Source organism: Pseudoduganella aquatica (assembly GCF_020865585.1).
In the GTDB taxonomy this organism is placed as follows: domain Bacteria; phylum Pseudomonadota; class Gammaproteobacteria; order Burkholderiales; family Burkholderiaceae_D; genus Rugamonas; species Rugamonas aquatica_A.
The window spans coordinates 2,047,074-2,065,857 of record NZ_CP086370.1; the positions used below are offsets into that span (position 1 = coordinate 2,047,074).

An 18,784-nucleotide genomic window follows, 5' to 3' on the forward strand; every position below is an offset into this window, starting at 1 on the left:
GATTTCTACTGTCGATTGCCGCCTCTGCGGGGCGTGCTTTGCGTCTGCAGGCCCTGACGCAGGGCGTCGGCGTTGCAGTCGCGCTGGAAGCCTTCGGCGCGTTGGTCTTCGCTGACGCAGCCGGACAGCAAATCGTCGGTGCGGCCGGCGGATTGGCTGTTGCCGGGCGCGGCCGTGCCGCTGGCGCCGGACTGGCTGCTGCCGCCCGTGCCGCCTGCGCCCATGCTGCCGGCGCTAGTGGTGCCCGAGTGGGTCTGTTGCTCGAATTTACGGCGCCGTGGTTCATATGCGTCCATGATGGTCTCCTCATTTGCTTACGCGTGGGTACAAGGAGTATAGGATTCGTGCCGGCGAAGTCCAGATAAAGCTCCTATAGCATGGGATTGACGCAATACGGCCGCTCGCGGTACTCGAAGTAGTCGAAATCGGCGTGCAAGCCGCTGCCCGACATGTCCTGGCAGGCCATGCCCACAAATGTGCCGGTGAAGTTGGGCTGGCCGGGGGCGTTGGCTTCGTCCGACAAAATGCTGGCGTCGAACTGCTGCGGCAGCCATTGCCAATCGCCGCCGTCCACTCGATAGCCGAAATACAGGCGCTCCTCGTCTACTTCCACCCGCAGCTGCACCGGAACGCCGGCCGGCAGCGGAATGGGGGCGGTGAAGGTGTCGGTCTGCACGTGGTTGGGCAGGCTGCTCATCACGCGCAAGTGCTTGCCCACCGTCTCGTCGTGCGTGATGTAGAGGTAGTGGAACTTGGCGCCGCCGTAATAGCACACCAGGCCCGCCTGCTGCTGGTAATGCTCGGGCTCGAACTCCACCACGGTGGCCGCGCTATAGCAGTGCGCCTGCTGGCGCCGCGCCACCAGCGCCTGCCGGAACTGGCTGCCCAGCGTTTCGCGGCCGTACAAGCGCAGATGCCCCGGCCGCTCGGTCAGGCTGAACAGCTCCTCCGGCCACGGCGTGCGCAGCCACTGGAAAGCGATAGGCAACTGGGCCGCATCGAAATCCTCGCGCTCAGGCTTGGCGGCAAAGCGGTGCTCCGGCAAGCCGGGCGCGGCGGCCTGCAGCTGCGGCGTGCCTTGCCCGTCCTCGGTGCGCAGCCAGCCGTCTTCGCCCCACACCATGCGCTGGATGGCGGTCTCGCGCCCCAGCGTGCAGGTGCCCCGGTTGCGCAGCGGCCGTCCGCACAGATACACCATATAAGTCTGGCCGTCTTGCGTCTCGACCAGGTCGCCATGGCCGGCGCGCTGCAGCGCGGCGTCCGGGCGGTTGCGCGCACTGAGAATGGTCTGGTCGGGATGCAGCTCATACGGCCCGTGCAGATCGCGCGAACGCGCCATGGTCACGCCGTGGTTCCAGCCGGTGCCGCCCTCGGCGGTGAGCAGGTAGTAGTAGCCCTTGCGCTTGTAGATGTGGGGACCCTCAGTCAGCCCATGCGGCGTACCCTTGAAGATGTTCTCGCGGCGGCCGATCAGCTTGCCTTCCTGTACCGAGTATTCCTGCATCACGATGCCGTTGAAGCGGTTGCTGCCCGGACGGTGGTCCCACAGTTGGTTCAGCAGGTACTTGCGGCCGTCGTCGTCATGGAACAGCGAGGGGTCGAAGCCGCTGCTGTTGAGGTAGACCGGATCGGACCAGGGGCCGTCAATGGACGGGCTGGTCACCAGGTAGTTGTGGAAGTCGCGCAGCGAAGCGCTGCCGCTGGCGCCGCCGGTGGAGGTGCGGCCATAGCGCTTGACGTCGGTGTAGATCAGCCAGAACAGGCCGTCCGCGTAGGTCAGGCAGGGCGCCCACACGCCGCAGGAGTCCGGCGCGCCCAGCATGTTGAGCTGGCTGGCGCGCGTGAGCGGGCGGCTTAGCAGGCGCCAGTTCACCAGGTCGCGCGAGTGGTGGATCTGCACGCCGGGATACCACTCGAAGGTGGAGGTGGCGATGTAATAGTCATCGCCCACACGGACGATGGACGGGTCGGGATTGAAGCCCGGCAGGATGGGGTTTTGTATCATGGCTAGTGTTGCAGAGTATGCGAAGGTTCACGGACCAAGGTCCACAGCAGCGCGGCGGCGAGCAGGTCGAGCACGGCGAGGCTGACAAAAAACGGCGTGTAGCCCACGCTGGCCATCAGTCCGCCTATCAGCAGCGAAAAGATCAGCAGGCCCAGGTTGCCGAAGGTGCCGCACATGCCCGCCACGGTGGCCACCTCGTTGCGCCGGAACAGGTCGGACGACATGGTGATGACGGTGACGGACAAGGTCTGGTGCGCAAAGCCTGCCAGGCTCAGCAAGGCGATCGCCGCATAAGGGCTGTCAACGAAGCCGACAAAGGCCACGCCCATCATCATGCAGGCGCCCAGCGTGAAGGCGCCGCGCCGCGCATTAATCAGGCGCACGCCGCGCTTTTGCAGCGCCAGCACCACGAGCGGCCCGAACAGGCAGCCCAGGTCGGCGGCCAGGAAGGGCAGCCAAGCGAACATGGCGATTTGCATCAGGTCGAAATGGCGCACCGTGGTCAGGTACAGCGGCACCCAGAACGACAGCGTGCCCCAGGCCGGGTCGGCCAGGAAGCGGGGCAGGGCGATGCCCCAGAAATTGCGCATCTTGAGGATGCTGAGGATGGACGGGCGCGTGCCGTCGCCTTGCAGGTGCTGCTCCTGGCCTGCGGCGATATGCTGCGCCTCGGCTTGCGACAGGCGGCGGTGGCGCGCCGGCGCGTCGTACAGCAGCAGCCAGGCCGCCACCCACACCAGGCCCAGCGCGCCGGTGATGACGAAGGCCGACTGCCAGTTGTAATGCAGAATCGCCCACACCACCAGCGGCGGCGCCAGCATGGAGCCGAAGGACGCGCCGATATTGAAAATGCCGCCCGCCAGTCCGCGCTCCTTGGCAGGGAACCATTCGGACACGGCTTTCATGCCGGCCGGGTTGGCCGAGCCTTCGGCCAAGCCCAGCAGGCCCCGCAGGACGGCCAGCGATTGCCAGTTCGTTGCCATGCCGTGCGCCATGCAGATGACGGACCACGCCGCCGCGAACATGGCAAAGCCGAATTTCAGGCCGATCACGTCCAGCACATAGCCGCACAGCGGCTGCAGCATGATGGCGCCCTGGAAGGCGGCCGTGATGTATGAGTATTCCTGGGTGGTGATGTGCAGTTCGGCGAGCAGGGTGGGAGCCGAGACTGCCAGCGTGCTGCGCGTGAGATAGTTGATGACCGCCCCCAGCATGATCAGGCTGATCATCCACCAGCGGAGGCCTTTGATCTTGGAAGCGAACATGTTTGCGCAATCATGAACTGACGGGAATCGAACAATAGCACAATAAATTCGCTACATGATTGCGCAATCTTTCTGGATTTTCAGGATGGCTATGCTGCTTAATTGGATAGAAATGGGTAGTCAGCGGCGCGGCAGCAGGTCTTTCCTGATTTTCGCAGCGACGCCGACGCTGCGGCCGGCCAGGTTGGCGACCGTGTATTGGACCGCGCTGCCCAGCACCACGGCGCTGTCCGACAGGCTGAGGCCGTAGTCCTGCTCCAGCCATTGCGTCATGCCGGCAGTGGCCGCGCGCAGGGCGTCATCCAGCGAGCCTGCCTGGCCCAGCGTCATGATGTGCGTCGGCGATTCAACGCGCGGCATGCCGATCGCCTTGCCCTTGATGACTTCCACGCGGAACTCCACCTCCATCGAAGTTTCAAGCGCGTACTGCGAGGTTTCGCCGTCGCCCTGGAGCGCGTGCGCGTCGCCCAGGTAGAGTAGGGCGCCGGGCTGTTGCACCGGAAGGTAGACTGTGTTGCCTTTGACGACTTCGTTGAAATCCATATTGCCGCCGAAGCGGCCGGTATCGCCGGTGGACACGGCGGGTCCATCGGGCGGAGCCACCGCCAGGCCGCCCAGCATGGGGCGGACCGGGACGGCAAAGCCGCGCAAGGTATCGCCCGGGCGCTCGGGGCTAGCCAGGCCACGCTCGAGGTCCAGCTTCCAGCGCACCGGCTTGCCCAGCGCCGTGGCGCGGGCCGCCAGGCCCACCGTCCGTGCGCGGCCGACGATGTCGTCCAGGCTGTCCGCGTAGTCGCGGTTCAACTTCAGTTTGAGCAGGCGGACGACCAGGGTGTCGCCCGCTTCCGCGCCCATCACGAAGAAGGGGCCGGTCTGCGGATTGCCGTACAGCGCACGCGTTACGCCGCGCTCGTCGCCGCCGCCGGAATCGATGGTGGTGGTGTGGATGGTGTCGCCGGGCCAGACCGTCAGCACCGGTGTGCGGGTGGCGCTGAATTCGTTCGCATAGTCCTTGGGCTGGAACTCATGCCGCTGGCGCGCGTTGGATGGCCGCTCCGGCAGTCGGCGGGCGGTGAAGGTATGGCTGGCGCGCGCTTTTGCATCATTCGTGTCCGGAAAATTCGCGCTGCCCTGCAGGCGGCTGGCATCGCCACTGCCTTTGTACTCGTAGCGCTTGCCGTCCTTGTCGGTGACGCTCAGCAGAATCTGGCCATTCTTGCGTGTGCCGGTCAAACTGTCGCCGTCGAGCGTGCCGGACAGCTTTCCGCCCTCATCCTGCAGATGCAGGGTCATGAAGGAAGGATTGCCCCAGCGGTCAAGTTGCAGCAGCCAGCTTTCGGCAGCTTGCGCCGAGAGGGCGGCGCCCAGAAGAATCATGAAGAGTATTTTTCGCATAAGGTACGCTGGCCGCGTAGTGGGGGAGGAGTCGGGCCATGATAGCAAGAATAGAAATGAAGTAGAAGATTTTTTCTACTTAATGGGGCGTATTGATATGGGGATGCGCGGATCTTCGTGCTGGTAATTTCCTCAGTTATGACGTGAGCAGGAATTCAGTGGGTCGCTACAGAGATAGATAACGCACGCGGAAAATCGCCAAAGGCGATTTTCGGAATGGACGAATCGGAGAGGGTTGCGCTTGCAAGCGCAACCCGCTTTTGCGGCGGCGAGCAGTGCTCGCCGAATTCCCGCAAAAGCCCCGCGTCCGTCGGGGACGGACGCGGATTCGATTCCACAGTCTGCGCAATCGAACAAAAAAAATGGGCCCCAAACTTGCGTTTGGAACCCATTTTTTTTGTTCGGTGGTGGAGACGGCGGGAATCGAACCCGCGTCCGCAAGCACTCTACAGACAGTTCTACATACTTAGCACTATCATTTAATTTAACCAGTACGGCACGGACGTGCACGTTACGTACCAGCGATTCACCTTAGATTTAGCGCTACTTCAAGTGACCCGTTATAGCGCGATTCCCTGTAAATGACTCCTCAGCTTTTAACGGCCCGCCCCAGGGAAGAAGCGTTGAGGAGCTAACAGCAATTAAGCTGCCAGTGCGTACGAGTTATCGTTTGCAGTTATTGATTTCTGGGTGTATTTACGAGGTAACCAGGCCTCGGTATGCCCTGTTCTGCTTTGCAACCCACGTCGAAGCCAGGTCGTCCCCACAGACTTATCATTGTACTCGAATTCCCGCGCCCTGTGCGTTACGCCTTGCCCGGCACGCGGAATACCGGTTCGCTCCCCTTGAAGGTCACTTCGAACAGGTGGCGGGCGGATTCTTTTACCTTGTCGGAATACAGGTTCTGGAAAGCGTCCGGCGCCTCCAGCGCCAGGTCGACCTGCAGCCGCTGCAGCATGTGCGCATGGTACAGGCTGGCCACCCGCGCTTCCCTCGACTGCACTTCGCGCGGGCTGCGCACTTTTTCGTTTTCCACTTCGAAGTACTTGATGAGGATGCACTCGAGCAGGTCCATCTGGTCCTTGAGCAGCATGTCCTGCATCTCGTCGCTGTCGGCGCCGGGGATGGGCGCGCCGGTGCTGAAATCCAGGCGCTGGATCAGCAGGAAGTTGTCGAAGTCCGGACCATTGTTGTCGCACACCCGGTTCACGCCGCTGATGCGGCCTTTCAGCAGGCGGCCGGCCGGGTCCCGGGTCTGGCCCACGTAGTGCACCTTGGTCGGGTAGTCGTGCTTGGTGTCGAAGCTTTGCAGCAGGTCGTGGATCGAATAGGTTTCTATCATCGAGCCCCAGTTGAGCGTGAGGAAGCGCTCGAACACCTGCACCGTCGGCTTCTTCAGCGTGGCGTCTTCGGGGACTTTCAGTTCGATGGTGATGGAGTCGCGCTTCTGATCGCCGCCCACCAGGATGGGGATGCTCAGCTTCAGGCCGAAAAAGCCCCAGCTGGTCGAGCGCGACGTGTCGAAGCGCAGCTTCGGACGGCTCACCAGCATGTACATCAGCCGCTTTTCCATGGTCGCTTCCACCGCGAACTGCATGCGGCGCAGGTAGCGGCCCAGCGGGTCGCGGAAGTCCGGCACCGGCGGAAAGTCCACCAGCAGGTCGTACCAGTAGAACTTGGATTCGGACACTGTCACATCCCAGCTCTGCGGCGTATGGCTGCGCGCAGCGGGGTCGGCGATTATTAGTTCATCGCTAGTCATGTGCGTACTCCGGTTCTCACTTGTTGGTTACCCTTCTTGCTTACCCTTTTATCTTACGCGGAGAATTGCCGTGCGGCAATGGTCGCGTGACAATCTATCAGGCTGCAAGCGCGTTTGCGGCCTGTTCTGTTACAGTATTTTGCACTATTTGCAATAAGGATAGCGGTGTCGGCAACAAATAATCGGCATTCCACGCCACGGGCTCGGTCGGGCCGCAATAGCCCCAGGCGCAGGCCACGGTGGCCATGCCGGCCGCCTGGCCAGCCTGGATGTCGCGCAGGTCGTCGCCCACGTACCAGCAAGCTTCCGGCGGCAGGCCGAGGCGGCGCGCCGCTTCCAGCAGCGGCGCCGGGTGCGGCTTGGCGTGCGCGGTGGTGTCGCCCGAGACCACGCAGCCGGCGTGCGCCAGGCCGATCAGCGGCAGCAGCGGGTCGGTGAAGCGGGCTGGCTTGTTGGTGACGATGCCCCAGGCGATGCCTGCCGCTTCCAGCCCGGCCAGCAGTTCGTGCACGCCGTCGAACAGGGTGCTGTGCACGGCGATGGCGGCTTCGTAATTGTCGAAGAAGCCATTTTTCAGCTCGTCAAAGCCGGCGTCCTGCGGCGTCAGGCCGAAGGACACGCCTATCATGCCGCGCGCGCCGGCCGAGGCGGTGGGGCGCAGTAGTTCGTAGGGTGTGGCTTCCAGCCCGCGCGCGCTGCGCAGCAGGTTGACGGCGGCGGCAAGGTCGGGCGCGGTATCGGCCAGGGTGCCGTCCAGGTCGAACAGGACGGCGCGCGGGGCGGACAAGGGGGCAGGATGGCTCATGGGAGGGCGGTAGTGGGCGGCCGCAGCCGCCGGAATGTGGTTAGGCGGGGCGGCTGGTGGCGACCATGTAGTTGACGCTGGTGTCCTCGTTCAGCGAGTAGATCTTGCTGAGCGGGTTGTAGCCCAGGCCTTTCAGGCCGTTCACTTGCAGGCCGGCGCTGCGCGCGTATTGCGACAGCTCGGCCGGGGTGATGAACTTGGCGTAGTCGTGCGTGCCGCGCGGCAACATGCGCAATACGTATTCGGCGCCGATCACGGCAAACAGATAGGCCTTGGGGTTGCGGTTCAGCGTGGAGAAGAAGACCTGGCCGCCCGGTTTCACCAGGGTGGCGGCGGCGCGCACGATGGCGCCCGGGTCGGGCACGTGCTCCAGCATTTCCATGCAGGTCACCACGTCGTACAGGCCGGCTTCCTGCGCGGCCATCTCTTCGGCGGCGATCAGTTTGTAGCGCACCTGCACGCCGCTCTCCAGGCTGTGCAGGTCGGCCACTTTCAGCGCTTTTTCGGACAGGTCGATGCCGGTCACCTTGGCGCCCTTGCGCGCCATGGATTCGGCCAGGATGCCGCCGCCGCAGCCGATGTCGATCACGTTCTTGCCCGCCAGCGGGGCGCGCGCGTTGATCCATTCCAGGCGCAGCGGATTGATTTCGTGCAGGGGACGGAATTCGGACGTGGGATCCCACCAGCGGTGGGCCAGTTCGCTAAATTTTTGGATTTCTAGAGGGTCGGCATTCATATCCGCATGATAGCGGGATTTTGCCGCGCGCCAAAGTGTGCGCGCAACAAAATCCGCGAAAAGCGGGGCGGGGGCCGGCCCGGCCGCCCGCCCGTGCGGCTATTTGGCCGGGTTGAGCAGGTATTCGCCGCCGCTGACGTGGCCCGAGGAGACGATGGCGCCGTAGGCGGGCGACTGCTCGGCGCTCTTGCGCACCTGCTCGCGCACCCGTTCCAGCACCGTCTTGGCGGGCTGCTCGGTGTTCTTGTCGAGCTCGGCCAAGAGGTAGTAGGTGAACGGCGAGTGCCCCTCGAAGGCGCTGTCGGCCACCACTTCCTCGCCGCCCGAGGTCATGGCCACCACCGAGCGCCGGTTCAGGATGGCGTTGCGGCTCAGCGTGCTGCCCGCGCCGGCGGCGCCGGTTTCGCGCGTCAGCGCGCCCGAGAAGCAGCTGTCGGACACCAGCAGCACCTGACGCGCCGGAATATTGGCCAGGAAGCGGGCGATGTCGATATTGGACAGCCAGCCGCGCGGGTTGTCGATGCGGCCGTCGGCCGGGATCCAGTAGCCCACCGAGGAGCCGGGGTGGATGTGGCCGTGCCCGGCGTAGAACACCATCACGCTGTCCGCACCTTCGGCATCCTTGATCAGCTTGTTCATGGCGTTGACCATGTCCAGCCGCGTCGCGTTGCTCAGGCCTGACACCTCGTAGCCTTGTTTTTTCAGCACGTCGCCGATGGCCTCGGCGTCCTGGCCAGCGCCCTCCAGGCTGGTGAGCGGCGAGCCGTACTGCTGGTTGCCGATCACCAGGGCCAGCTTGCGCCGGATCTGGGCCGCCGGCGCGGCCTGGCCGTCGGTGTCGATGCGCGCCTGCACCGGCACGCGCGGCTGGGCGATGCATTCGCCCTCGTTGTTGGCGCCGCAGTCCGGCAGGCGGGCGATGTTGGGATTGCTGGTGATCAGCTGGTTGGCCGGCGCAAACAGCTCCTTGCGCTGGGCGCTGACCGTGCCGCCGGCGATGGCGGCCGGTTTCTCCGGCTCGGCCTGCATCGGCGCGGGCGGCGTCACCACCGTCACGGTCTCCAGCGCGCGGGTGGACACCGGCGGCTCGATCGGCGCGGGCGGCGGCGGCGCGGACACCACCAGCGCGCCGTTCGCGGTGCGCACAATATAGTTGTCGCCCGCCGCGCCGCCGGCGGCGGTGATGACGTAGCTGCCCACGGCCGAGCCGGCGCCGGCCGGCGTGCTCAGGCTCACGCCGGTCACCAGGTCGCGCGTGTCGTTGTAGACCAGGCCTTGCACGCTGTAGGTCAGGGTGGGGTCGGGATCGGCCAGCAGCTTGAATTTGTCGTCGGCGCGCACCGTCAGCGTGGCCTTGCCCACGGTCAGCGTGGCCGGCGCGCCGTAGCCGGTGATGTTGTAGTTGGCCGCCGTGCCGCCGCTGATGCTGATCGGATAGGTGCCCACCTTGGCCGCCGCGCCGGTGGTGGTGGCGAAGTTCACGCCGCTCACCACGGCGGCCGTGTCGCTGTACAGCAGGCCGGTGGCGCCGAAAGTCAGGGACGGGTTCACGCCGTACACGGTGCTGGCGTTGTTGGCGTTGAGCACCAGGTTGGCCTTGCTCACCGTCAGCGTGCCGCCGGTGGCGCTGCGGATGGTGTAATTGTCCGCCACCGCATTGGTGATGTTGATGCTGATGGCGTGGCTGCCGGCCACGGCGGTGGCGCCGGTGGGCGCGCTCAGGGTGGCGCCGCTGACCACGGCCACGGTGTCGTTGTATTTCAGGCCGCTGGCCGTGAAGCGCAGCGTGGGGTCGGCCGCGCCATACACCTTGCTCAGGTTGACGGCGGCCAGCGTCAGGTCGGCCTTGGTCACGGTCAGCGTGCCGTTGACGAACACGATGTCGTATTTGCTGGAGGTGAGCCCGCCGGGGATCACGCTGTACACGCCCACATTGGTGCCGGTCTGCCAGGTGCCGGAGTAGCTCAGCGTGCCGCCCAGCGAGGCCAGCGTGTCGCCGTCGGCCAGGCCGGTCGGCGTCACGGACAGTTCCAGCGGCGTGACGCGGCTGCCGTACACGCGCGTCAGGCTGTTGGCGGCGATGGTCAGCACGATGGCTTGCGGCGAGATGACGCGCAGCACCGGGCCGGCGCTGCTGGTGCGCCAGACGCCGGTAAAGTCCCAGCCCACATAGGTGGCCTGCTGCGCCAGCTCCGCGGTGGTCTTGCCGCTGCCGCCGCCGGCGCTGGCGGCCTGGCCGGACTTTTGCGTGTCCCAGTAGCTGCTGCTCACGCCGCTGGCCGCGCCCGAGCCGATCAGCCCGCCCGCGCTGGCGCCGCCCTGCACGCTGCCGTAGGCGTAGCTGTTGATGACCTGGCCGCTGTTCACGCCCACCAGGCCGCCCGCCGCCGCCGTGGCCGGGGCGGACACGCTGGCGCTGCTGGCGCTGTCGCGCACGACGCCCGTGTTCAGGCCGGCCACGCCGCCGTTGGCGCCGCTGCCGCCGCCCACGGTGCTGGTGACGACCTGGGAGTTGCTGATGGTGCCGCTGTTCACGCCGGCCAGCCCGCCGGCGTTGACGCTGCCGGCGATGGTGGCGTTTTCAATGCTCAGGCCGGTCAGGGTGCCGCTGTTGACGCCCACCAGGCCACCGGCGCCCGCAGCGTCCACGTTCAGGCCGCGTATGCTGCGGCCGGCGCCGTCCAGCTGGCCGGCAAAGGCTGGCAGGTAGAGCCCGGGCGAGGCGCTCAGGTCGAGGCTGGCGGCCAGCCGGAATTTCAGGCTGGACTGCTGCGCGAAGCCGAGCAGGTCGCGCAGGCCCTGCACATCGCTGATCAGGTAGGCGCCCAGCAGCGTGTCGAAAGGCAGCGAGGCGGCGTAGTTGGCGATGCTCAGCGTTTTTCCGTGCGTGAGCCAGTCCTGGAACTGGGCGTGGTAAAGGCCGCCCGTGCCCAGGCGCGCCGCGCCGTTGACCTGCACCGCGTCCACGTCGTAATAGCTGTTGACCGGCGTGCTTTGCAGATTGCCGGCCAGGGCGTTAATGGTGTAGCGGGTGGCGGCGGTCACATTGTTGCCCGCCACATTGGCCTGGCTGTAGCTGTCGCGGATCTGGGACGCGTTCTGCGCGCTGCCGGCCAGGCCGCCCACATTGCTGGCGCCGCGCACGGTGCCGGCCACGCTGACGCCGTTCAGGCTGCCGCTCAGGGTGCCGGCGATGCCGCCCACGTTGCTCAGCCCGTTGATGGTGACGCCGGTCAGCGCCAGGTCGCGCACCTGCCCGCTCAGCACGCCGAACAAGCCCATATCGCTGCTGGCGGGGCGGTTGATGTTGAGCTTGTCGATGGTGTGGCCGAAGCCTGCCATCAGGCCGCTGAACGGGGTGGTGGCGTCGCCCACCGGCACCCAGCCCTGGCCGCCGTCCAGCAGCGCGGTGGCGCTGGCGTCGATGTCGCTGGTGAGCGCGAAGGCGCGGTTGGGCTGGGTGCGCAGCATGGTGTTCAGGGCCGCCGTGCTGTTGGTGTTCATCACCACATAGCTGACGTCGTTGACGGTGACCGACGGCGCGGTGCCGGACAGCGTAATCTTGTTGCCGTTGAGGACGTAATCGGTGGCGTAGCGCATCACCAGCCCGGCCGTGTTGCCGCTGGCCGTCAGGCCGTTCTGGCCGCCCGCGCCGAACACGATGCCGCCCTCGGCTAGCAGGCCCAGCGTGTTGTTGGAGCTCCAGCTGATGGGGTTGTTGATGTAGATGGTGCCGGTGCCGGTGCGCGAGCCGCTGGCGCTCTGGATGTCCAGGCTGGTGCTGGCCAGGTTGGCCGATACGGTGGCGCCGCTGATGTCGTCGCCGGCCGCCGTGCCGATGGTGAAGTCCTGCGGATCGATCAGCCAGCTGCCGGCCTTGCCGCCGGCCGACAGGGTGTTGACGCGCGCGCCGTCGCCCACTTTCACGCTGGCGGCCGAGGTTTCCACCGCGCCGCCGCTGCCGCCGCCGCCCGCGCTGGCGTCTATGCTGCCGGTAAAGCGCACGCTGCCGTTCTGCAGGTCGCCGAAGACGTCCACCTTGCCGCCGTCGCCCTGGGCGGACGCGGCCGCAATGCTGCCGCCGGCCTGCACCTCGCCGCCGGTGAGCGACACGGTGCCGCCGTTGTGGACCACGCCGCTGGCGCGGATGATGCCGGTGTTGGCCACCAGCCCGCCCGCCGTGCCCGCCGCCGTGCTGGCCGCCAGCGCAATGCGCCCGCTTTCGCTGTCGAGCAGGCCGCTGTTGTCGACCAGCGCCTGCGCCGCCGCGCCCGTCACCTGCGCCTGGATCAGGCCGTCGGATGTGATGTTCAGGCGCACCGCGTCGCCCGCCGCCAGCGCGATGGCGCCGCGCGGCGCGGTGATGCTGCCGCTGTTGCGCACCGCCAGCCCGGTGAGCGCCACGCTGCCGCCGTCGGCCGCGCGGATCTCGCCCTGGTTGACCACGCTGCCGCTGTTGCGCACCTCGGCCGCGCCCGCCAGCCAGGACTCATTGCTGGCGCTGCCCGCCGCCACGCCCAGGCTGCCCACGTCCACCCGCGCCGTGGGCGTGAAGGTCACGCCGTTCGCGTTCAGCAGGAACACCCGGCCGTTGCTGCTGAGCCGGCCGGCGATCTCGCTGCTGCCGTTCAGTACGCGGTTCAGCGTGCTGGCGCCGGCATTCGGCTGGATGTACTGCACGCTGGCGTCGCGCCCGATGTTGTAACTCTGCCAGTCGATGATGGCTTGCTGGCTGCTCTGGCGCACCTGCATGGTGGCCGCGTTCTGGCTGATGGCGGCCTGGCCGGCGGCCACATTGCCGCCGGTGGGCAGGGCGCCCGGCGCGGCCTGGGCCGCTGCGCGTTCCATGGCGGCCAGGGCCAGCAGGCAGCACAGCACGGTCTGTTTGAGAGGGAATTGCGGCATGGACATGATCAGCACCCCACAACGGCAAGTTAAGAATGACCCAGCGACGGCGTGTATCCTCGTAGGGCGGCTTAGCGCGGAGCGCGTAAGCCGCCGCTAGAACCGGAAAATCGCGAACGCCCACACCCGGAAGCGCGACGAGCGGCCATCGCTGTCGTTGCCGGTCAGCGGGTCGGCCACCGGGTTGTGGCCCAGCTTGCGCGCCGCGATCAGCGACAGCTCGACCCGGCTGGCCGGCTGCCAGGCCACGCCCAGGCCCGCGCCTTTCAGCGTAAAGCTGTTGTCGCCCACAAAGCTTGGCCACGGGTGCTTGCGCACCTTGATCCAGCCCATGTCGTAGAAGGCAAAGCCGCGCAGCGCCTGGCCGAACTGCTGGTGGTACTCCAGCTGCGCCACCAGGCTCTGGTCGCCCGCCGTTTCGCCGCTGGGGTAGGCGCGCACGGCGCCCATGCCGCCCAGCAGGAAAGTCTCCGACGAGTCCAGGTTTTTGCTGGCCAGCTGGCCGGACAGATTGGCCACGAAGCTGCCGTCCTTGGCCACCGGCTGGCTGCGCGTGTAGCCGAAGGCCAGCTTGCCGAAGCCGCCGCGCAGGTCGGGGCCGAGGTGGTCGCTGACGGCGTCCAGCGCCGCGCCGTCCAGCTTGACGTTGCCGCCGGTCAGCGTCACCCAGCCGTAGTTGAAGGCCGTGCCGCTGGTCCAGTCGGTGCGCAGGCCCAGGTTCAGTTCGTTGACCGTGTGCTTGCTGGTGAGCGCGCCCAGCTGGTGGTTGGTCAGCTTGCGGCGCAGCACCTCGGCGCTGGCGTACAGGTTGTAGGCGCGCGAACGCGCCAGCGCGCGCTGCAGGTCCACGCCGAACAGGGTGGTGCGGCCGTGCGCGTCCAGCGGCTCGAAGGCGCCGCCCAGTTCGTAGCGCGACACTTGCCCGCTCAGGCCGATGCGGTAGTCGCCCGGCAGCGGATGCTGGTAGTGGGCGCGCAGGCTGCGCTGCTTGTCGGTCAGCAGCTGGCCGGTCAGCTGCAGCTGGTCGGCGTGGCCGGTCAGGTTGGCCACTTTCAGGTTCACCGTGTCGTGCCACTGGCTGGTGTAGCGGTTGCCGGTGTTGTCCACGCTCACGCTGCCGCTCACGCGCCCGGCCGCTTCCAGTTCAAACTGGATGTCGTAGCGGCCCAGGGCGGCGGCCGGCAGCAGCAACGCGCGCACCGGCGTGCCCACGTAGTCGGACATGCGGTACACCGCTTCCTCCAGCCTGGCGCGGCTGATGGCCGAGCCGGGCGGCAGCAGCATGCGGGCCGGCGCCAGCGCGCCCGACGGCACGGACAGTTGGCCGGGCGCGGCCGACAGCTTGAGCTCCTCCACCGTGCCCTGCAGGATGCGAATTTCCACCATGCCGTCCTGCACGTCCTGCAGCGGCACCCAGGCCTTGGCCACCACCAGGCCCAGGTCGGCCTGCAGATGGCGCTCGACCTTGTCGGCCACGGTGTGCAGTTCGCTCAGCGCCATCACGCGGCCGCCGTCGCCGGCGGTCAGGCTGGCCAGCGTGGCCGGCGCAATGCCGTCCAGGTCGCCGCTGAAGCGGAAACCTTTCACCATCAGGCTGCCTTCGGTGAGCGCGGGCTGGCCCGGCTGCGCGGCGGGATTGACCACCACGCGCGGTGCGGCGGGCGGGGAGGAGGGGGGCGGCGGGCGGTTGCGGTCGTCCAGCCGGCCTGCGTCCGGCACCGTTTGGGCCAGGCAGTTGAGACACTGTGCGGCAGCAATGCCGCCGAAAAGCCAAGCGCGGTTAATCATGCTTAACCCCTGTTCTCTCACTTCAGCGATTGTCCAACAGGAAAGAATCGTCCTGCAACGCCGATGTCGAGTCAACAACAAATTGGGGTGAGTACAAATTTACAACGCCGCATTTTGCATGGTAAAAAAAAGCCGCCCGGCGTGAACCGGGCGGCTTGAATGGTGCTATTCGCGCGCGTTTAATGCATGCGCGTGCTGCGTATTACTTGGTGCTGCGGGTACCCACAACTTCGATTTCCACGCGGCGGTTTTTAGCGCGGCCGGCGGCGGTCTTGTTGTCGTCCACTGGCTGCTTCTCACCCTTGCCTTCGGTGTAGACGCGGTTCGCTTCAACGCCTTTGGAGATCAGATAGGCTTTCACGGCTTCCGAACGGCGTACCGACAGCTTCTGGTTGTATTCATCGCTGCCGACGGAGTCGGTGTGGCCTACGGCGATGATGACTTCCAGGTTGATCGCGCCCAGTTTCGAGCTCAGGTCGTCCAGCTTGGCTTTGCCTTCAGGCTTCAGCACGGCTTTGTCGAAGTCGAAGAAGGCGTCCGCTGCGAAGCTGACTTTTTCCGAGGTCGGCGCCGGAGCCGGTGCTGGCGCAGGGGCTGGTGCAGGAGCCGGGGCGGGGGCCGGTGCTGGTGGCGGCGGCGGTGCTACGCATTTGCCGTTCTCCAGTTTCTCTGGCTCAACGCAGATTGGCAGATCGCAACCTGGCACGGCGTCAGCCGGGGTCCAGTAGCCGGTGCGCCAGCACAGGCCGAACGGGTCGCGAGCGATAATGCCGCGTGCATCCTGTACATAAGCGCTCTTCGGAGTGGCGGCCTTGATGTCCTGGGTTACGGGGGCGAAAGGCGGGGTGGTTGGCTGCTGGGCCACGGCGGATCCAGCGATCACTGCCGACGCAGCAAAAATCGATGCAATAATTTTATTCATATTTTTTCTTCCTTTCGGGGTGATATCCGCAGAAAAACTGCGCGACGTTGGTGCATGGGGCGCATCCTACCATATGCCCCTCTGTCGCGCGGGTTCCCGATTGCGAAACAGGCAATTAACTTCTAGTCCATTTTGCCATAGGGATGGAAATGGAATACTAATGGCGCAAATTGAATCCGGGCCGCAATTGACCAAAATGTTGTTTTTGCGCAACGCTGGGCGAAATAATAACGTTTCATTGTTTCAGCTCCGTGACATCGCCCGCGCCGGTCTCGCGGCGGTCGCGGCAGGCCCCGGCGCCGGAATTGCGCAGTAGCCATGACGCGCATGCTAAAATCGTGCGCTTGTCTGCGGACAACGGGTGTACGGCAGCGTGCGTAACAGATAAGTCAACCTCAGTTAAGAACAGACGACCCACACATGGATCAATTCGCAAAAGAAACAATCCCTATTTCCCTCGAAGAAGAGATGCGCAAGAGCTACCTCGACTACGCCATGAGCGTGATCGTGGGCCGAGCCTTGCCGGATGCGCGCGACGGCCTGAAGCCGGTACACCGCCGGGTCCTGTTCGGGATGCACGAACTGAACAATGTCTGGAACCGCCCTTACGTCAAGTGCGCGCGCGTGGTCGGTGAAGTCATGGGTAAATACCACCCGCACGGCGACGCCTCGATTTACGACACGCTGGTGCGCATGGCGCAGGACTTCTCGCTGCGCTACATGCTGGTGGACGGCCAGGGCAACTTCGGCTCGGTCGACGGCGACAACGCCGCGGCGATGCGTTACACCGAGTGCCGCCTGGACAAGATCGCCGGCGAAATGCTGGCCGACATCGACAAGGACACCGTCGACTTCGCGCCCAACTACGACGGCAAGGAAAAAGAGCCGACCGTCCTGCCGACCCGCATCCCCAACCTGCTGATCAACGGTTCGTCCGGTATCGCGGTGGGTATGGCGACCAACATCCCGCCGCACAACCTGACCGAGGTGATCAACGGCGCGCTGCACGTGCTGCGCAACCCGGACTGCACCATCGACGAGCTGATCGAGCTGATTCCTGCGCCGGACTTCCCGACCGCCGGCATCATCTACGGCGTGTCCGGCGTGCGCGACGGCTACCGCACCGGCCGTGGCCGCGTGGTAATGCGCGCCAAGACCCACTACGAGGAATACGGCAAGGACGGCGGCCGCACCGCCATCATCGTTGACGAGCTGCCTTACCAGGTCAACAAGAAGTCCCTGCTGGAACGCATCGCCGAAAACGTGCGCGACAAGAAGCTGGAAGGCATTTCCGACATCCGCGACGAGTCCGACAAGTCGGGCATGCGCGTGGTCATCGAGCTGAAGCGCGGCGAAGTGCCGGAAGTGGTGCTGAACAATCTGTACAAGCAGACCCAGCTGCAAGACACCTTCGGCATGAATATGGTGGCCCTGGTCGACGGCCAGCCCAAGCTGCTGAACCTGAAAGAAATGCTGGCGTGCTTCCTGTCGCACCGCCGCGAAGTGGTCACGCGCCGCACCGTGTTCGAACTGCGCAAGGCGCGCGAACGCGGCCACGTGCTGGAAGGCCTGGCCGTTGCGCTGGCCAATATCGACGACTTCATCGCCATCATCAAGGCCGCGCCGACGCCGCCGGTCGCGAAGACCGCGCTGATGGAGCGCGGCTGGGATTCGTCCATCGTGCGCGAAATGCTGGCCCGCACCGGCGACGAAGGCCAGGCGGGCATGGAAGCCTTCCGTCCCGAGCACCTGCCCAAGCACTACGGCCTGCAGCCGGACGGCCTGTACAAGCTGTCCGACGACCAGGCGCAAGAGATTCTGCAGATGCGCCTGCAGCGCCTGACCGGCCTGGAACAGGACAAGATCGTCAACGAATACAAGGACGTGATGGCGCTGATCGCCGACCTGCTGGACATCCTGTCCAAGCCGGCCCGCGTGACCACCATCATCACCGACGAAATGACCGCCGCCCAGCTGGAATACGGCAGCAAGGACGCGCGCCGCTCCACCATCGAGCACAACGCCACCGACCTGGGCACGGAAGACCTGATCACGCCGCAGGACATGGTCGTGACCTTGTCGCACCTGGGCTACATGAAGTCTCAGCCGATTTCCGAGTACCGCGCGCAGAAGCGCGGCGGACGCGGCAAGCAGGCCATGGCGACCAAGGACGAGGACTGGATCGACCAGCTGTTCATCGCCAACACGCACGACTACATCCTGTGCTTCTCCAACCGTGGCCGCATGTACTGGCTCAAGGTATGGGAAGTGCCGCAGGGCTCGCGCGCCTCGCGCGGCAAGCCGATTGTGAACATGTTCCCGCTGCAGGACGACGAGAAGATCACCGTGGTGCTGCCGCTGTCGGGCGAAAACCGCACCTTCCCGGAGGACCATTACGTCTTCATGTCCACCAGCCTGGGCACCGTGAAGAAAACCCCGCTGAAGGACTTCAGCAACCCGCGCAAGGCCGGCATTATCGCCGTGGACCTGGACGAGGGCGACTTCCTGATCGGCGCCGCGCTGACCGACGGCCAGCACGACGTGATGCTGTTCTCCGACGCCGGCAAGGCGGTGCGCTTCGACGAGAACGACGTGCGTCCCATGGGCCGCACGGCGCGCGGCGTGCGCGGCATGAACCTGGAAGAAGGCCAGAACGTGATCGCCCTGCTGGTGGCCGAGAACGAGCAGCAGTCCGTGCTGACGGCCACCGAGAACGGCTACGGCAAGCGTACTCCGATCACCGAGTACACCCGCCACGGCCGCGGCACCAAGGGCATGATCGCCATCCAGACCTCGGAGCGCAACGGCAAGGTGGTCGCCGCGACGCTGGTTGAGCCGACCGACGAGATCATGCTGATCACCACCGGCGGTGTGCTGATCCGCACCCGCGTGGCGGAGATCCGCGAAATGGGCCGCGCCACGCAAGGCGTGACCCTGATCGCGGTGGAAGACGGCACCAAGCTGTCCGGCCTGCAGCGCATCGTGGAAACGGACATCGACGAGGTGGAGCTGGAACCATCCGGCGGCAATGTGGCGGAAGCGCCGGCCGCGCCGGACGAACCGGAGGCGGCGCCCGAGTAAGCTTTGCGGCGCGCACAGGCGGGTTACGCTACGCTAACCCGCCCTACGCCTGCATCGCGCGACTTGGTTCGTGATGGTGCGTAGGGCGGGTTAGGCCGGAGGCCGTAACCCGCCACGGCG

The 18,784-nt window shown here is 65.8% G+C and carries 12 protein-coding genes and 1 other RNA gene; 2 read left to right on the top strand and 11 right to left on the bottom strand.

What is annotated here, in order from left to right:
- Positions 1-5: 5 nt before the first annotated feature.
- From KT882_RS09050 to ompA, 11 genes are all read right to left on the bottom strand, one after another.
- The gene (locus KT882_RS09050) at positions 6-296 is read right to left on the bottom strand and encodes a hypothetical protein (RefSeq protein ID WP_161072398.1); all 291 of its coding nucleotides are present in this window, start codon (positions 294-296) and stop codon (positions 6-8) included.
- A gap of 74 nt (positions 297-370) precedes the next feature.
- The gene (locus KT882_RS09055; protein ID WP_228895397.1) at positions 371-2,005 is read right to left on the bottom strand and encodes a glycoside hydrolase family 43 protein; all 1,635 of its coding nucleotides are present in this window, start codon (positions 2,003-2,005) and stop codon (positions 371-373) included.
- Between the two features lie 2 nt (positions 2,006-2,007).
- Entirely contained in the window at positions 2,008-3,270 is a 1,263-nt protein-coding gene (locus KT882_RS09060; RefSeq protein WP_228895399.1) for an MFS transporter, read from the bottom strand.
- 120 nt (positions 3,271-3,390) lie between these two features.
- Positions 3,391-4,647, bottom strand: coding sequence for an acetamidase/formamidase family protein (locus KT882_RS09065; protein WP_228895401.1), 1,257 nt, complete (start codon positions 4,645-4,647; stop codon positions 3,391-3,393).
- Between the two features lie 423 nt (positions 4,648-5,070).
- Positions 5,071-5,430: a transfer-messenger RNA gene (ssrA, locus tag KT882_RS09070) on the bottom strand.
- A 40-nt stretch (positions 5,431-5,470) separates the two neighbouring features.
- Positions 5,471-6,427, bottom strand: coding sequence for a hypothetical protein (locus KT882_RS09075; RefSeq protein ID WP_161072388.1), 957 nt, complete (start codon positions 6,425-6,427; stop codon positions 5,471-5,473).
- A gap of 97 nt (positions 6,428-6,524) precedes the next feature.
- Entirely contained in the window at positions 6,525-7,232 is a 708-nt protein-coding gene (locus KT882_RS09080; protein WP_161072387.1) for an HAD family hydrolase, read from the bottom strand.
- Positions 7,233-7,272: 40 nt separating this feature from the next.
- Positions 7,273-7,968 carry a bifunctional 2-polyprenyl-6-hydroxyphenol methylase/3-demethylubiquinol 3-O-methyltransferase UbiG gene (gene ubiG / locus KT882_RS09085; protein ID WP_161072386.1) on the bottom strand — a complete coding sequence of 232 codons (696 nt, stop codon included), beginning with the start codon at positions 7,966-7,968 and terminating at the stop codon, positions 7,273-7,275.
- A 99-nt stretch (positions 7,969-8,067) separates the two neighbouring features.
- Positions 8,068-12,879, bottom strand: a complete 4,812-nt coding sequence (locus KT882_RS09090; protein ID WP_228895402.1) for an MBG domain-containing protein — start codon at positions 12,877-12,879, stop codon at positions 8,068-8,070.
- A gap of 90 nt (positions 12,880-12,969) precedes the next feature.
- Positions 12,970-14,661, bottom strand: a complete 1,692-nt coding sequence (locus KT882_RS09095) for a ShlB/FhaC/HecB family hemolysin secretion/activation protein (RefSeq protein ID WP_228895404.1) — start codon at positions 14,659-14,661, stop codon at positions 12,970-12,972.
- Between the two features lie 202 nt (positions 14,662-14,863).
- A complete protein-coding gene (gene ompA / locus KT882_RS09100; protein ID WP_161072383.1) occupies positions 14,864-15,583 on the bottom strand; it encodes an outer membrane protein OmpA in 720 nt (239 codons plus the stop codon).
- A gap of 160 nt (positions 15,584-15,743) precedes the next feature.
- On the opposite strand from ompA, the gene KT882_RS09105 reads away from it, so the two are divergent.
- The gene (locus KT882_RS09105; protein ID WP_228895406.1) at positions 15,744-15,899 is read left to right on the top strand and encodes a hypothetical protein; all 156 of its coding nucleotides are present in this window, start codon (positions 15,744-15,746) and stop codon (positions 15,897-15,899) included.
- Positions 15,900-16,003: 104 nt separating this feature from the next.
- Entirely contained in the window at positions 16,004-18,664 is a 2,661-nt protein-coding gene (gyrA, locus tag KT882_RS09110) for a DNA gyrase subunit A (RefSeq protein WP_228895408.1), read from the top strand.
- Positions 18,665-18,784 lie beyond the last annotated feature (120 nt).

What these genes read in the sequence shown, in the direction of transcription:
- gyrA (WP_228895408.1), top strand. Translation starts at nt 16,004, where the DNA reads ATGGATCAATTCGCAAAAGAAACAATCCCTATTTCCCTCGAAGAAGAG.
- ompA (WP_161072383.1), bottom strand. Translation starts at nt 15,583, where the DNA reads ATGAATAAAATTATTGCATCGATTTTTGCTGCGTCGGCAGTGATCGCT.
- KT882_RS09090 (WP_228895402.1), bottom strand. Translation starts at nt 12,879, where the DNA reads ATGTCCATGCCGCAATTCCCTCTCAAACAGACCGTGCTGTGCTGCCTG.
- ubiG (WP_161072386.1), bottom strand. Translation starts at nt 7,968, where the DNA reads ATGAATGCCGACCCTCTAGAAATCCAAAAATTTAGCGAACTGGCCCAC.
- KT882_RS09060 (WP_228895399.1), bottom strand. Translation starts at nt 3,270, where the DNA reads ATGTTCGCTTCCAAGATCAAAGGCCTCCGCTGGTGGATGATCAGCCTG.
- KT882_RS09095 (WP_228895404.1), bottom strand. Translation starts at nt 14,661, where the DNA reads ATGATTAACCGCGCTTGGCTTTTCGGCGGCATTGCTGCCGCACAGTGT.
- KT882_RS09055 (WP_228895397.1), bottom strand. Translation starts at nt 2,005, where the DNA reads ATGATACAAAACCCCATCCTGCCGGGCTTCAATCCCGACCCGTCCATC.
- KT882_RS09105 (WP_228895406.1), top strand. Translation starts at nt 15,744, where the DNA reads ATGGCGCAAATTGAATCCGGGCCGCAATTGACCAAAATGTTGTTTTTG.
- KT882_RS09050 (WP_161072398.1), bottom strand. Translation starts at nt 296, where the DNA reads ATGGACGCATATGAACCACGGCGCCGTAAATTCGAGCAACAGACCCAC.
- KT882_RS09065 (WP_228895401.1), bottom strand. Translation starts at nt 4,647, where the DNA reads ATGATTCTTCTGGGCGCCGCCCTCTCGGCGCAAGCTGCCGAAAGCTGG.
- KT882_RS09080 (WP_161072387.1), bottom strand. Translation starts at nt 7,232, where the DNA reads ATGAGCCATCCTGCCCCCTTGTCCGCCCCGCGCGCCGTCCTGTTCGAC.
- KT882_RS09075 (WP_161072388.1), bottom strand. Translation starts at nt 6,427, where the DNA reads ATGACTAGCGATGAACTAATAATCGCCGACCCCGCTGCGCGCAGCCAT.